General features: G+C 58.7%; 12 protein-coding genes and 2 pseudogenes. 8 read left to right on the forward strand and 6 right to left on the reverse strand.

The genetic code is table 11. From position 1 onward, the window contains the following. Positions 1-2: 2 nt before the first annotated feature. Positions 3-2468, reverse strand: coding sequence for an EAL domain-containing protein (locus HYX42_RS05120; protein WP_293400530.1), 2466 nt, complete (start codon positions 2466-2468; stop codon positions 3-5). 272 nt (positions 2469-2740) lie between these two features. On the opposite strand from HYX42_RS05120, the gene HYX42_RS05125 reads away from it, so the two are divergent. The 7 genes from HYX42_RS05125 to HYX42_RS05155 all read left to right on the forward strand — a co-directional run bounded on the left by HYX42_RS05125 (position 2741) and on the right by HYX42_RS05155 (position 9594). Then, entirely contained in the window at positions 2741-3073 is a 333-nt protein-coding gene (locus HYX42_RS05125) for an RNA-binding protein (protein WP_293400532.1), read from the forward strand. 100 nt (positions 3074-3173) lie between these two features. Further along, entirely contained in the window at positions 3174-4298 is a 1125-nt protein-coding gene (gene wecB / locus HYX42_RS05130) for a non-hydrolyzing UDP-N-acetylglucosamine 2-epimerase (RefSeq protein WP_293400534.1), read from the forward strand. A gap of 25 nt (positions 4299-4323) precedes the next feature. Further along, complete coding sequence (locus tag HYX42_RS05135) at positions 4324-5829, forward strand: glycosyltransferase (RefSeq protein WP_293400536.1); 1506 nt, start codon at positions 4324-4326, stop codon at positions 5827-5829. Beyond that, on the forward strand, positions 5826-6866 hold the full coding sequence (locus tag HYX42_RS05140) for a polymer-forming cytoskeletal protein (protein ID WP_293400538.1): 1041 nt from the start codon (positions 5826-5828) through the stop codon (positions 6864-6866). The genes HYX42_RS05135 and HYX42_RS05140 overlap by 4 nt, the downstream gene beginning before the upstream one ends. Then, positions 6863-7843: a hypothetical protein gene (locus tag HYX42_RS05145; protein WP_293400540.1), complete on the forward strand. Its 981-nt coding sequence runs from the start codon at positions 6863-6865 to the stop codon at positions 7841-7843. Before HYX42_RS05140 ends, HYX42_RS05145 begins: the two co-directional genes overlap by 4 nt. 71 nt (positions 7844-7914) lie before the next feature. After that, complete coding sequence (locus tag HYX42_RS05150) at positions 7915-8745, forward strand: YaiO family outer membrane beta-barrel protein (protein WP_293400542.1); 831 nt, start codon at positions 7915-7917, stop codon at positions 8743-8745. A gap of 9 nt (positions 8746-8754) precedes the next feature. Continuing rightward, positions 8755-9594 carry a hypothetical protein gene (locus HYX42_RS05155; RefSeq protein ID WP_293400544.1) on the forward strand — a complete coding sequence of 280 codons (840 nt, stop codon included), beginning with the start codon at positions 8755-8757 and terminating at the stop codon, positions 9592-9594. 20 nt (positions 9595-9614) lie between these two features. Here HYX42_RS05155 and HYX42_RS05160 read toward each other — a convergent pair whose 3' ends face one another. Together HYX42_RS05160 and HYX42_RS05165 are read right to left on the reverse strand one after the other, a co-directional pair. Further along, positions 9615-10079: a hypothetical protein gene (locus HYX42_RS05160; protein WP_293400546.1), complete on the reverse strand. Its 465-nt coding sequence runs from the start codon at positions 10077-10079 to the stop codon at positions 9615-9617. A gap of 111 nt (positions 10080-10190) precedes the next feature. Then, the gene (locus HYX42_RS05165; RefSeq protein ID WP_293400548.1) at positions 10191-10532 is read right to left on the reverse strand and encodes a hypothetical protein; all 342 of its coding nucleotides are present in this window, start codon (positions 10530-10532) and stop codon (positions 10191-10193) included. 142 nt (positions 10533-10674) lie between these two features. Between HYX42_RS05165 and HYX42_RS05170 the strand changes: the two genes are divergently transcribed. Beyond that, on the forward strand, positions 10675-11241 hold the full coding sequence (locus HYX42_RS05170) for a polymer-forming cytoskeletal protein (protein WP_293400550.1): 567 nt from the start codon (positions 10675-10677) through the stop codon (positions 11239-11241). On the opposite strand, the pseudogene HYX42_RS05175 reads toward HYX42_RS05170, so the two are convergent. The 3 genes and pseudogenes from HYX42_RS05175 to HYX42_RS05185 form a co-directional block, all read right to left on the reverse strand. Beyond that, a pseudogene (locus HYX42_RS05175) lies at positions 11238-11678 on the reverse strand (LrgB family protein); the annotation flags it as partial. The gene HYX42_RS05170 and the pseudogene HYX42_RS05175 sit on opposite strands and share 4 nt — an antisense overlap. Positions 11679-11763: 85 nt before the next feature. Beyond that, a pseudogene (locus HYX42_RS23205) lies at positions 11764-12069 on the reverse strand (CidA/LrgA family protein). Continuing rightward, a complete protein-coding gene (locus HYX42_RS05185) occupies positions 12041-13543 on the reverse strand; it encodes an FAD-linked oxidase C-terminal domain-containing protein (RefSeq protein ID WP_293400554.1) in 1503 nt (500 codons plus the stop codon). Before HYX42_RS05185 ends, HYX42_RS23205 begins: the two are co-directional and overlap by 29 nt. Positions 13544-13614 lie beyond the last annotated feature (71 nt).

Raw genomic sequence — 13614 nt, forward strand, 5'->3', positions numbered from 1 at the left:
GGTCATGCAGACAATGCGTGCATGAATGTTTCCAGTTCATCAATGGGCAGTGCCGGACAGAAGAGATGGCCCTGGTAATTCTCGCAGCCAAACCACTCCAGCCAGGCACGCTGCGCTTCCGTCTCCACGCCTTCGGCCACCACATTGAGCCCCAGGCTCTGGGCCAGGCCGATGATGGTGCGGGCAATGGCGGCATCGTTGGGGTCGGTTAGCACATCCTTGACAAAGGTGCGGTCAATTTTCAGCTGGTCCAGCGGCAGGTACTTGAGATACGACAGGGCTGAATAGCCCATGCCAAAGTCATCAATCGACAAGGTCAGGCCTGCCTTTTTGAGGTCAACCATTTTGGCTACGGTGACCCCGACGTCGCTGGCCAGCAGGCTTTCTGTCAACTCCAGTTTCAGCCGGCTTGCCTGAATGCCGGTGTGGCTGATCAGGGACATGACCTCATCGACAAAATCCGGATGACGGAACTGGCGGGCGCTGACGTTAACCGCAATGCTCAGTTCTGCGGTGGCCGGCGACAGTGCCCAGCGTGCCAGTTGTGCACAGGCGGTTTCCAGTACCCATTTCCCCAGCGGCATGATCAATCCGTTTTCCTCGGCCTGGGGGATGAAGGCATCAGGAAAAACGAGGCCGCGCCGGGGGTGTTTCCAGCGCACCAGTGCCTCCACGCCGAACATGCCCTTATGGCCCACCTGTGGCTGGTAGTGCAGTACAAAATCCTGCTGCCGCAGGCTTTGTCTGAGCTCCGCGGCAAGCGTGGCGTTTGCGGTGGCTGCTGCCTGCATTTCGGGGTCAAAGAAGCACAGGCCGTTGCGTCCCGCCGCCTTGGCCTGATACATCGCGAGGTCGGCCTGCTTGAGCAGGTCGCCAATGCTTTGCTCGTGTTTGCTGAAAAGCGTGATGCCAATGCTGCAGGTGCTGTGGTGCTGGTGACCGGCCAGTTCATAGGGCTCGCTCAACGCCGCAAGAATTTTTTCTCCGACGTTGCGGGTTTGCGCCAGTGCCGAAGCCATGCTGTCACCAAGATCCTCCAGCATCACCACAAATTCGTCGCCGCCCAGCCGCGCGACAGTGTCTTCGGGGCGTGAGCATGCGGTCAGCCGCAACCCGGCCTGGATCAGCAACAGGTCACCCCTGGAATGCCCCAGGGTGTCGTTGAGACCCTTGAAGTTGTCGAGGTCGATGAACATCAGGGCGCCAACCGTGTTGCTGTCTTCGCACTGCGACAGGGTTTTTTTCAGGCGGTCCATCAGCAGCTGGCGATTGGGCAGCTGGGTCAGTGCGTCGAAAAAAGCCAGGTGCTCGATCTTGTCTTCTGCGGCCTTGCGCTCGGTGATGTCCCGCGCAATCGACACCCAGTGCGTCAACCCGCGATTGAAATAATCCACGGGCGCAATTTCAAGTTCCATCCAGAAAAGCTCGCCGTTCTTGCGATAGTTGATGAGTTCCGCACGCACCGGTTGGGAATATTTCATTGCTGTGCGTATGCGGTTGAGTTGCGTACGTTGCGTTGCAGGGCCCTGCAGCAGGCGCGGCGTTTTGCCCAGTGCCTCTTCGCGGCTGTAGCCGGTGTGGCGCTCAAAGGCATCATTGACAAACACAATGCGCGGGCCTGGTTCGCTGGCAGGCCCGGCCTCGGTGATGATGACGATATCGTTCAGGCGCGAGATGCTGGTTTCCAGCAGCAGCAACTGTTCCTGTGAGCGGCGCGAACTGCTGACATCACGAAAATACACTGCCACGCCCTCTTCAAATGCGTAGGTACGCAGCGCCAGCCATTTGTCTATTGATACGCAGTAGTGTTCAAACTCCCTGCCTGAACCTTCTGCCACCATTGCATTGAACTCCTGACTGAGCAGGCCGGTGTCCTGCGCATCCAGCTCGTTCCAGAGCGTCCGGCCCAGCAACTCGTCGCTTCGCCGTTTGAAGAGGTTTTCACTTTCACGGTTTACATAAGTGAATCGGCCGTGCGGGTCAACCGTGACAAAAGCTTCCCGGATGCTCGCCAGTGTTGTGCTCAGTCGCACGGTGATGCCCATGGCCTCGTTTTGTGCGCGTTTTTCTCCTGTAATGTCTCGCAGCACTCCGTGCATGCCAGCAATGCCGCCGGTGTTGTCGGGCAGGGACTGTCCGACCGCGCGCACCCACAGGCGCTTGCCTGAGGTGGTGTCGAGCTGAAACTCTTCGTCGAAGGCCTGGCCGGTAGTCATGCAGGTGTCCACGCGGGCTGCCATCAACGTCCGCGAATCATCCGCGAAGAAGTCCAGCATGTCGCACAGGCGCATCTGATGGGTAGCGCCGTCTTCAACGGGAGTGTCCATGCCGAGCAGCTCTGCAAGCGTGGCGCTGGCTGTCACATGTGCGGCGCCCGCTTCAAGTGTCCACACACCGGAGCTGCTGGTGCGCTCAAGAAGACGTTGCAGTGCGGGGGGGAATGGCTCTTTTGCCGATGGACTTGCCATATTGCGAAATGCTGGACGTGGAAGATGGCGACGCCCCTGGTCTGGTTTCCAGCCATATGGGACTCCGCAGCCTGGGATTGAGCTTAAGCGGGCGCCATCGCATGAATCCGCATGTTCGGCCATGTCCTACATGACACATGGCAATTGGCCCCGGAGTTGGAAGTTTTTCCTAACGCTAAATCTGTCATCAACCCTGAGCCAGACAGTCGAGATGCGAAAAGCACGAGCTGGCGAGATGGATAACCGACCCACCCCAAGCTATGTGAGGATGCATGAACAAACTACTTGAAACCCTTGAGGGATGCGATGACATTGACACACTGCATCCGGCCCTGCACTCGCTATGTTCACGTTTCGGCTCGATTGCGCGTCTTGACATATTGCCCGCCAGCCATCTGGGCAAGCGCCAGGCACTGTGTTTTCTCCGGATGGATACCGAGGAACAGGAAGAAAAAATAGTTCAGGAACTGGGTGTCGGGCGTTTCGGCGGTGACCTGATTCTTGTTGTTGATCTCCTGCCGCTTGAAGCAGCCAATGCAGAGCAGATGTTTTCAGGAAGTTCAACATCCCGCTGGGGCGACGAGCGCCGGCGAACAGCAATGTAGTTTTTTGCTTGACCCCGGAAAACCGGGGCAAGGTTGATTTCCGGTCATCCAATGACTCTTTCACGACGTCTGTCGTGCGGCTTCCCTATCACCCCCACTCATGAACAACATACTCCTTGTGTCCGGCACCCGGCCGGAAATCATCAAACTGGCCCCTGTCTATCACGCTCTCAAAACGGCTGGCTGGGCAGATGTCCAGTGGCTTCACACCGGCCAGCACGACGACATGGCAACGCAGATCCTGGACTGCTTTGACATCTCTCCGGACATCACGCTGGAGCGCGGCGGCAGCAGCCTGCTGGATTTCAGTACGGCTTGCCGGCAACAGCTGGACGCCGTGATGACTTCGCGGAAATGGTCGCTGGTGCTGGTGCAGGGTGATACGGAAAGCGCATTTCAGGGCGCGCTGGCTGCGTTCTATCATCGCGTGCCCTTGGCGCACGTCGAGGCAGGGCTTCGCACCGGTAATCTTGACCGGCCTTTTCCAGAGGAAGGGCTGAGGCAAATGATCAGCCGGATCACGCGATTCCATTTCCCGCCCACGGAACGGGCCCGGGTCGCATTGCAAACGGAAGGCATTGCGGATGAACACATTTACCTGACCGGCAACACCGTCATTGATGCCCAGCACTGGACCTGTGAGCGCCTGGGTGTCAAGCGCCGGATTGACGGTCAGGGCCATCTTCTGGTCACCGTCCACCGGCGCGAAAACTGGGGCCGTGACGTGGATGAAATCTGTCATGCGATTGCAGACATTGCACGGAAGCAACCCACGCTTCAAATTCTTTTTCCGGTCCACCTGAATCCCGTGGTTCAGGGGCCTGTACATGCCGTGCTTGGCAACATCGCCAACGTTCGCCTGACGGCGCCGCTTGACTACACACAGATGCAACAGGCGCTGGCTGATGCCTGGCTGGTACTGACAGACTCTGGTGGACTGCAGGAAGAGGCGCCTACCTTCGGCGTGCCGGTACTGGTTCTGCGTGAAGAAACCGAGCGCCCGGAAGCCGTCGAAGCCGGGTGTGCCCTGCTGATAGGCGCAACACGCTCCGCCATCGTCAATGAGGTCGGGCGACTTACAAATGATCACGCCGCCTGGGAAAAGATGTCCCGGGCCGGCAATCCTTTCGGTGATGGCAAGGCATCGCAGCGCATCGTTGGTGTGCTGGCCGGCTATCTTGGCATCACCCGTGAAGCAGAGCCGGCCCTCGCGGTACCGGTCTGACGTCGGCAACCAGAAGGCGGGACGCATGAAATTCGATCTGCAAACACGACAACAGGGGCAGGATCCATCCTGCACCCGGCTATTGCCCCGCAGGGCGGCAGCCCGGCTCATGGCGCAACTGGGAAGCATCGCATCCCTGCCGATGATGCTGGCATTCTGGGCGGCAAGCGCCTTGCCGGCACTGGCCCAGCCTGCCCGCATCGGTGATCCGAACGATCCGCTTGCGCCTGTCATGCCGGTCTCTCTGGTGCCCACCTTCAAGGACTATCCGGTTGCGGCGGTAATGGCCTCCCTGCTTTGCCTGGTGGTGGTCATCATGGCCTTGTACGGCATCAGGCATTTCATGTTCACCATGAATCGCCTGACCGGGGTCCAGCGCCACCCCTATATCGATATTTCCGTCGCCAGCTGGCCCATGATTACAGTGTTCATCGCGGCGCATAACGAGGAAAAGGTTGTTGCAGGCTGTATTGAAGCTTTATTGAATACAGACTATCCGGCGGACCGCCTGAAGATCATCCCCGTCAATGACCGTTCGACAGACCGTACGGCACAGATCATCGATGGCTATGTGAGCAGATTTCCTTCGCGTATCTCGCCTTTTCACCGAAAGGACGGCAAGGCTGGAAAATCTGCAGCGCTCAAGGATGCCCTGCAATTTGCCGAGGGCGACATCGCCATCATCTTTGATGCCGACTACGTTCCGGGTCGCGGCCTGCTCAAGCAATTGGTCGCTCCGTTTTTTGACCCCGAAGTGGGCTCCGTCATGGGCCGGGTTGTACCTGTCAACAGCGGCGCCAATCTGCTCACACGCATGCTTGATCTTGAACGTTCTGCGGGTTACCAGGTTGACCAGCAGGCGCGCATGAACATGAACCTCATGCCGCAGTACGGCGGCACGGTCGGCGGTGTGCGCCTGTCCGCTGTTGAGGCCGTGGGCGGCTGGCATGACGATACGCTGGCCGAAGACACCGACATCACCTTCAGGCTCATGTTCAATGGCTGGAAAACGGTCTATACCAACCGTTCCGAGTGCTATGAGGAGGTGCCCGAAGAATGGAGCGTGCGCATCAAGCAGGTGACGCGCTGGGCCAAGGGGCATAACCAGGTGATGGCGCGTTACCTCTGGAAGTTCGCGACCAGCCCATACCTCACGCTCGGTCAGCGGGTTGACGGATTGCTGCTGCTGTTTGTTTTTGTGATTCCGCTTGTCATGCTGCTCGGATGGGGCCTGGCCCTGGGGCTTTATTTCCTGAACGCGGGTTCTCTGTTGTCGCAGGTCATCCCTATTTTTGCATTGATGGTTTATGGCACGCTGGGCAACTTCGCCGCCTTTTTCGAGATTGTGGTGGCCGTGCTGATTGACGGAAACCGCAAGCGCCTGCGTCTGCTGCCGTTCAACCTTTTGGGCTTTTTTGTCAGCCTGTTCGCCATTTCCGGTGCGGTCTGGAGCCTTGTGCTTGACGGCCTTCTCAAGCGCGAGATGGTCTGGGACAAGACGATTCGTTATCGCGAAGGAGAAGTCAAATGATGACGCCCGGCTACCTCACATATTTTACTTTTGCCCTGATCTGCCTGCTGTTGCTGACGCTGCCTTTTGTGCCGGCGTTCAAGGAGTGGCTGTACCCGACCGACTCTGGCGCACTCCCGATCTCCGCCGCGTACACCAGTGACATTGACCACTTTGCCCGCCGCCTCGACGCCGATGCGCGGGCCAGGCTGGGCACCGGATCGCCGACCGGCTTCGAGGACTTTGAACTGATGGCTCACCCGGCCGGCGTCGCGGACCTTCGTGACGCGCGCAAACGCATGATTTCTCCGGACATTCAGAGTGTGGAAGCCCTTCATTCTGCGCAGCCGCTGTATGTGAACGGAAGCATTCATGCCGGAGCGGGCTCTGTCTTTTCGGCCCTCTATGCCACCGGCAGTGTTGCACTTGGCGCGCAGAGCGAGATCAGGGATTGGGGACACGCTGACGGCGTGCTTGTTCTCAACAACAACAGCGTGGCCATGCGGCGCATTTCGGCGGGGATGGCGGTCGAGCTGGGTAATGAAACATGGTTTGAACGTGTGCAGGCGCCCGTCGTGCATTTCGGATCAGGCAGGAGTCCTGCTGCTTCGTACAGTCAGGAAGAACTTGAAGAATCCGGGTATGGCGATCTGCCCGATGCGGTGATGCAGACACCGCTGCTTTACATCGTCCGGGGAAATTGCTCTTTGCCGCCCACGCGGATTTACAGAGGCTCTCTGGTGGTGACCGGCTTTCTCATCATCGGGCCGGGCACGACGGTGATTGGCGATGTCAAGGCGCGCGAAGGTATCAGCATTGCGAGGGGTGCCCAGGTGCTGGGTGCCGTGACGTGTGAAAAGCGTGTGTACATGTTCAACGACTCCTCGGTGTCCGGCCCCCTTGTGTCGGAAACCGACATTCTCATCGGCGCCAACGCGGTGATTGGCCGCCCCGATGCGCCCACCACCATCAGCGCGCGAAACATCATTGTGGAAGATGGTGTTGTGGCGCATGGTGCGGTCTGGGCGCACGAGATCGGAATGGTCAAGGCCGCATGAAGCGTTTTTACATCTCCCTCGCGTTCGTCATGGGTCTGCTTGCGGCTGCGGGTTCCGCCATGGCTGCGCCCAAGCTGGATCTTTCTTCCTATTCGGATGCCGATGGCGCCATCACCGTGCTTTATCGTGGTGAATCTGCGGACCCGTACTTCGCAATGCAGGCACTGCTGCTTGCACATGAAAACGGGCTGGACATTTCTGCGCCGGCGCAAAAATTTGCCCAGTGGCTGGCGCCCAGGCAAAAACCGGACGGCACTTTCGACAGGTTCTGCCGGACAGGCAATGCGCCGTGGGTATCGTGCAAAACAGCCGATGCTGATGACTCATTGCTGGCCATCTGGATGAAGCTCCTGGAAACCATGCCGGCCTACGTCAAGACAAACCCGGCACTGGCCAGAAGTTACGCCATCAGCAAGAACGCGCTGGAGCACCTGTTCCAGCCGTCGCGCGGCATTTACATGGTGTCCCCGGTTTATCTGCATGGCCTGTTCATGGACAACCTGGAGGTCTGGTCACTGAAGAGTCATCTGAAGCAGCCCGGTGAGAGGGCTGAAGCCGACAGGCTGGCGGGGGCGATCAAGGCCACTTTCTGGGAGCCGGTCAACAAGCGGTTTCTGGTGTCAACCCAGCTTGAGCAGCGTTCTGAAAAGGCGGCGTTTTACCCGGACCATGTGGCGCAAATCTTTCCAATGCTGGTTGACTTTCCGCTGTTGCCGCAGGACGCAGCTGCCTACTACGGTAACTGGATGCGACAGCACCGCGCCGAGTGGCTTGCCCAAGGCAAGACAGATTACCCGTGGGGTCTGCTCGCTGTGCTCGCGCTGCGTCAGGGCGATAAGGCAAGCGCCGGTTGCTGGCTGCGTGAATCAAAGTCACTGCGGCACTCCGCACGATGGGCTGTGACGGATGAAACAGCCTATCAAATTCTGATGGCCCGGGGTATCACGCCAGCTGCGCCTGCGGCTGGGTGCCTGTGAGCGCTACCGCACCTACTGACTTCCTGGAAAGGTTTAAAAACAATATGAAATTACATGCTCGGGGGATTTCAATGCATAAAAAGATTGCGGTGCTGGCTTTAATCACCCTGTCAGGCGCCGGATCAGCGCTGGCGCAAGATTCCAGTACAGGGCAGGACGTGACGGTCGCTGCACAGGCCCAACAAACAACCGACGCCGCCAGGCGCAGCCTGGAGCTCAGTTCCAGCGCCCAAAATCTCAGCGCCGGTTATGGCAACTGGCGGGACGTGACATTGCGGGGAACCTACGGGACAGGGCCCCATGTATTGCAGGGCGAGTTGTCGGCGCAGCACCGCTTCAACAAAGACGGTGCTTTTGTGGGCATTAGTGACACCTACACCTTTGACGAGGACTGGTACGGCTCGCTGGCGGTGGGTGCGGGTGACGGTGCGTTCTATTTGCCGCGTTACCGCGTGGATGCCACGCTGTACCGGAAACTATTAGCTGATCGCCGCCTTGTAGGCTCTGTGGGCGTGGGTTACTACAGCGCCCCGGACGGACATACCGACCGCAGCGTATCGCTGGGCCTGGCGTATTACTTTGACTCGCCATGGATTGCAGAAGGCGGTGTGCGTGTGAACAGCAGTGACCCTGGTGGCATACGGACCCAGCAGCAGTTCGTGGCGCTGACATACTCGCGCAGCAAGCAGGATCAGGTGAGCGCCCGTTATGGCTGGGGTGGTGAGGGCTATCTTTCAGTCGCGGCGAATACGCAGCTCGTCAATTTCAGGAGCAACGAAGCCAGCCTTACCTGGCGACACTGGGTCAACCCCAGCTCGGGCGTCCTGGTCGGTGTAAATCGCTATTCAAACCCGCTGTATCGCCGCACCGGCATCACGGTTGGCCTGTTTCACGATTTTTGATCGCCCACCATGAGCTTTAAAAAATTATCAGTGTCGCAAGAAGCCCGTGACCATGACCGCAGTTTTCATGCGGCGTTTTCTGCGGTCCGTGAGGCACGCGCCAAGCATGTGCGCGTCAGACCGCACCGGGCCATCACCCCGCTGAAGGTCACACCTTGGCTGCTGGCCCAGGCCATTGTCCTGCCGATACTGCTCTGCGGCTTGTTGGTATGGGCCCGGCCGTTCTTGCTGGATTTCTGGCGCAATTGCATTTTGTTCTGGTCGGGCGCACTGGATGTGCCGTTCTTTCGTTCGACGCAGCTCAATGAAGCCGGTGAATATGCCCTGCTGTTGTCCGGTGCGGGAGAGGCTACGCCACTTCCCACACCCACCATCATGCTGGTGACTGCCGCCGTGACGGTGGTCGCCTTTGTGCTTTCGCTGCGCATGAAGAAAGAGACGCTTCCGCTTAAATATCCCGTGCGGATTGTGTGTGCCGTCCAGTTTGTGGCGCTGCTTTATTTCTGGCTGACACCTGGAGTTTTCCCGTACACCATTGCGCGCCACAGCGAAGAGCTCCTGACCATCGGTTATGTGGTGATACTCGCCACCCCCGTGATGCTTGCCATGGGCTACTACATCCTCAACCAGAGTCTGCTGGCCAAGCTGGGCTACACGCTGCTCATCCTGGGCTTTCTCGTCATCATGGTCCCCCACCAGGTGCTGGTGCAGGCATTGATCATGCAGCACCTTTCAGTGCTCTTCATGCCCGTTCTCTACATCTGTTTTGGAGCAGTCTTTGATGCGCTGGTGTTCGTGGCGCTTTATTCCTGGGCGGCCAGTAATGCGCCCGCTGACGCAACGCTCTGAGGGACGGCCCTGTGCGGGTGTCAGTACCGCACGCTGCAGACTTCCAGCGCATTCAGGCCAAGGTCAGTGATAGTGAAGCCGCCTTCTGCCTGTGCCTGCAGAAAACCGTGCTTCGACAACGACGCAACGGTTTTCAGCCCATGCGCCCGGGTTTTATGAGGCTGCGGCAAATCCCGCTCTGTCGGTGGTAAGCCGACGACGCGAAATCCGTAGCGCGCGTCTTCCAGGCATTCATACTGTTTGTAGGTCAGGGTCTTGACCGGCAAGGCGCCCGTGCTGTTGCCACTCCATTCAAACTCGGGTGGTGCGTAACTGACCTGGTACTCCGGGTCATCGGGGGTCCGGGCTGCCGGGCTGGGCACGGCAGCCTTGGTGAAGACCCCGGGGGGTGTCACGACTGCCTTGCGGCGGGAAAACAGGAATATACCCAGGACGCCCAGACCCAAAATACCCATGCCCATCGACAAATAAACGAATAATTCCACCTGCAAAATCCTGTCCCTTTGGCTTGTTGGGACAATTATCCGGAAAATGCTGGTTTTTCCCTTACCCCAAATGGACTACCTGTGCCCGGGGGTGACCATTTAGCAACGGTTTCATGTGGTATGACGCGGTAAACCTTCCGGGTTTTCGTCGTGTGGCGATATTTCGAACTCTGCATCCCCCATGTAGCGGTCTGCCCCAAATGCAGATTGCGTTGCGGCCAGTTCTGCGGCCTCCCATTGATCGGCCAGCAATTGTTCCTCGGGGCTCAGGGGCCAGGGGCGTTGATGGTCTCCGTAAATCCGCAGAAGCCGGAGATAGGCCTGGTAGACAGGCCACACCAGAGCGCTGTCTCCCAGCGTGATTTCAAGCGCGGTACGAAAGCGGTGTTCTGCCCCTGCCCGTTCTGCAGCACTGACGTCGTCGGCGGTAAAAATTTTCAGCGTGTAGGCCATCAGACCGGACTATATCGACAAGTAGTTTTGACCCGACTGAAAGCCGCGATGTAAGAATTAATTTCGTTACCTTTCTTGCATTGCTCGGACGTTTTGATCGGCGCGCAGACGTACCATGCGCTCTCTTTTTTAAGGAAGTCACATGGCAACACCCTTTTTCGGCAAACGCGATAACGAACCTCTGGGCGGACCCGGTACACTACGCCAGCATGGCAGCACCCCCAATGGTTACAACGTCAATGGCAACGCTGCCAACATCAATGGGTCTGCTTCAAGTGCCAAGGGTGCCACCACCCTGCCGGAGAACCCTGTAACGCAGTCTGTCGCAGCCCCGTCCAGCCCGGCAGAAGGCGGCAGCAAGCTGACGGTAGGCCCCAACATCAAGCTCAAGGGCGTTGAAATTACGGATTGCGATACCCTGGTGGTCGAGGGCACCGTTGAAGCCACCATGGATTCGCGCGTGATCCAGATTTCAGAGCAGGGTGCCTTCAAGGGTTCCGCTGAAATCGATGTGGCCGAAATACGCGGGGAATTCAACGGCAACCTCACGGTTCGGCAAAAGCTGGTGATTTACTCCACCGGCAAGGTGACGGGCACGATACGTTATGGCAAGCTGGTTATCGAAGAAGGCGGGCAACTGGCCGGGGAGATCCTGTTCGGTGCCATCGCCAAGGTGCCAGCCATAACAAAAGCCGTCCAGCCGGTTTAAAACAAGCGGAAAACCAGCGGCATCGGCAGCGACGCCCGCACGACCTGCAGGCCTGGTGCCAGCCCGGCGCAGGCGCCGGTGCTGTCGGTCGGAATCCGCAGGGCAGCAAGCAGGTATTTGCCTGGAAGCGCTCCCACAATCTCCGTGATCATGGGCAACTGCGGTCACAAGTGCCGGTATGCCGCCTGTCTTTTCGGCAATGCCCATGGCCACAGATGCGGTGAAGGGCCAGGGCGCAGTGACAACGTAACGTCTGGCGGCAGTCCCGCCGAGCAAGGCCGCCTGCAGCAAACGGTTCCAGCGCCTGCCTAACTCTTCATCTTCACGCCGCTGCCACAGCTGTCAGCGAGTGCCATGACTGCTGGGCCTGGCAGAAAATGTATGAACTGCGCCCCCGCAAAATAGCCGGGGTAAGGCGCGCCTGTGGTCAGCAAACCGCGGTGTAACTGAAACATGCACCCAGAACTGCATGACGTCCGACATTCAGTGGTCGCCTTCAGGTCGTTTGAACCATTTGCAGGCTCAAACAGTGAAGGTCAAACCGGCCAGTGTGGACAACACAATCACGACAGGAGTACGCGAACCGTACTGGCCGACCAGTGCCAGATGACCATGACACCTGCGCCGACCGGCACAAAGAGTAACGAAAGGTGCGAGACCATGAAGTCTGCGCACACATTCACGGGCTCGCGCACCCGCTGCCAGCGAAGTGCGGGCAACAGCAAATCATGCCGATGACCGCGCCCGAAAATAACAGATCAAACCCCGGGCGAGCGGCTCGCCTGCTGATTGAAATGCCCTAAAACCGGGGCAGATCGGGGTGCGCAATTTTCCCGGCGCGCACCAGCATTTTTCCGTACTCTGCACAGCGGTTAAGGGTGGGTATCACCTTGCCGGGGTTCAGCAATCCTCTGGCATCAAACGCGCGTTTGACGCCAAACATCTGCTCGTTCTCCTCAGCAGAAAACTGCACACACATCGAGTTGAGTTTTTCTACCCCGACGCCGTGTTCACCAGTCACGGTGCCGCCCATGGCGACACTGGTTTCCAGGATGTCCGCGCCAAAGAGTTCGCAGCGCTGCAGCTGGTCTGCATCGTTTGCATCAAACAGGATCAAGGGGTGGAGATTGCCGTCGCCGGCATGAAAAACATTCGCGCAGCGCAGCTGGTATTTTTTCTCCATTTCTGCAATCGCCAGCAGGATGTCTGCGAGGCGCTTGCGTGGAATGGTGGAGTCCATGCACATGTAGTCGGGGCTGATGCGGCCCGACGCGGGGAATGCATTCTTGCGGCCGCTCCAGAAACGCAGGCGCTCGGTTTCGTTCTGGCTGACGGCAATCGCCGTCGCACCGCAGCGTGTCAGCACCTCGCTCATGCGGCCAATTTCCTCCTCGACTTCTTCGGCTGTGCCATCGCTCTCGCACAGCAGAATGGCTTCGGCGCTCAGGTCATAACCTGCATGCACAAAGTCCTCGACCGCGATGGTCATGGGTTTGTCCATCATCTCCAGGCCGGCCGGGATGATGCCGGCCGCAATCACCGATGCCACTGCGTCACCGGCCTTGCGCAGGTCGTCAAAGCTCGCCATGATGCAGCGCGCCAGCTGGGGCCTGGGTATCAGCCTGACAGTGACTTCGGTGGTGACGGCCAGCATGCCTTCACTGCCGACGATGATGCTCATCAGGTCGTAGCCTGCTGCGTCCAGCGCATCGCCGCCGAATTCAACTTCGTCGCCTTCAATCGTGAAGCCGCGCACCTTGAGCACGTTGTGTACGGTGAGCCCATACTTCAGGCAGTGCACACCGCCCGAGTTTTCAGCCACATTGCCACCTATCGTGCAGGCAATCTGGCTGGAAGGGTCGGGCGCGTAATAAAGCCCGTGGGGCGCTGCAGCTTCCGAGATGGCAAGGTTGCGTACGCCGCCCTGCACGACAGCTGTGCGGCTCACCGGGTCCAGTTTCAGGATTTTGTTGAACTTGGCCAGAGACAGCGTCACGCCCAGCCTGTGCGGCATCGCACCACCGCTCAAGCCCGTGCCTGCGCCACGCGCGACGACGGGAATGTCCATCGCATGGCAAGTCTTGAGCACGGCCTGTATTTCTTGATAGGTTTCAGGCAATGCAACAACCAGCGGCCGCTCGCGATAGGCGGTCAACCCATCACACTCATACGGCGTGGTGTCTTCGTTGTTCCAGAGCAGTGCATGCGCCGGCAAAACCTTCTGCAGCGCCTGCACGGCCTGCAACTGCCGCTGGGCTCGTTGAGGAATGTCGCCTTGCAGGGTGGAGGTGGGTGCGTTCAAGTCGTTCTCCTGTGCTGACTTGAACTATAGGGCGGGTTTGTTGCTTTCGGGTTGAAGAAAATTAAACGCCG

The sequence above is a fragment of the Polaromonas sp. genome (genome assembly GCF_016185115.1).
GTDB lineage: Bacteria > Pseudomonadota > Gammaproteobacteria > Burkholderiales > Burkholderiaceae_C > Polaromonas.

Coding starts and splice junctions, on each gene's coding strand:
- HYX42_RS05120 (WP_293400530.1), bottom strand. CDS start 2,468: ATGGCAAGTCCATCGGCAAAAGAGCCATTCCCCCCCGCACTGCAACGT.
- HYX42_RS05125 (WP_293400532.1), top strand. CDS start 2,741: ATGAACAAACTACTTGAAACCCTTGAGGGATGCGATGACATTGACACA.
- wecB (WP_293400534.1), top strand. CDS start 3,174: ATGAACAACATACTCCTTGTGTCCGGCACCCGGCCGGAAATCATCAAA.
- HYX42_RS05135 (WP_293400536.1), top strand. CDS start 4,324: ATGAAATTCGATCTGCAAACACGACAACAGGGGCAGGATCCATCCTGC.
- HYX42_RS05140 (WP_293400538.1), top strand. CDS start 5,826: ATGATGACGCCCGGCTACCTCACATATTTTACTTTTGCCCTGATCTGC.
- HYX42_RS05145 (WP_293400540.1), top strand. CDS start 6,863: ATGAAGCGTTTTTACATCTCCCTCGCGTTCGTCATGGGTCTGCTTGCG.
- HYX42_RS05150 (WP_293400542.1), top strand. CDS start 7,915: ATGCATAAAAAGATTGCGGTGCTGGCTTTAATCACCCTGTCAGGCGCC.
- HYX42_RS05155 (WP_293400544.1), top strand. CDS start 8,755: ATGAGCTTTAAAAAATTATCAGTGTCGCAAGAAGCCCGTGACCATGAC.
- HYX42_RS05165 (WP_293400548.1), bottom strand. CDS start 10,532: ATGGCCTACACGCTGAAAATTTTTACCGCCGACGACGTCAGTGCTGCA.
- HYX42_RS05170 (WP_293400550.1), top strand. CDS start 10,675: ATGGCAACACCCTTTTTCGGCAAACGCGATAACGAACCTCTGGGCGGA.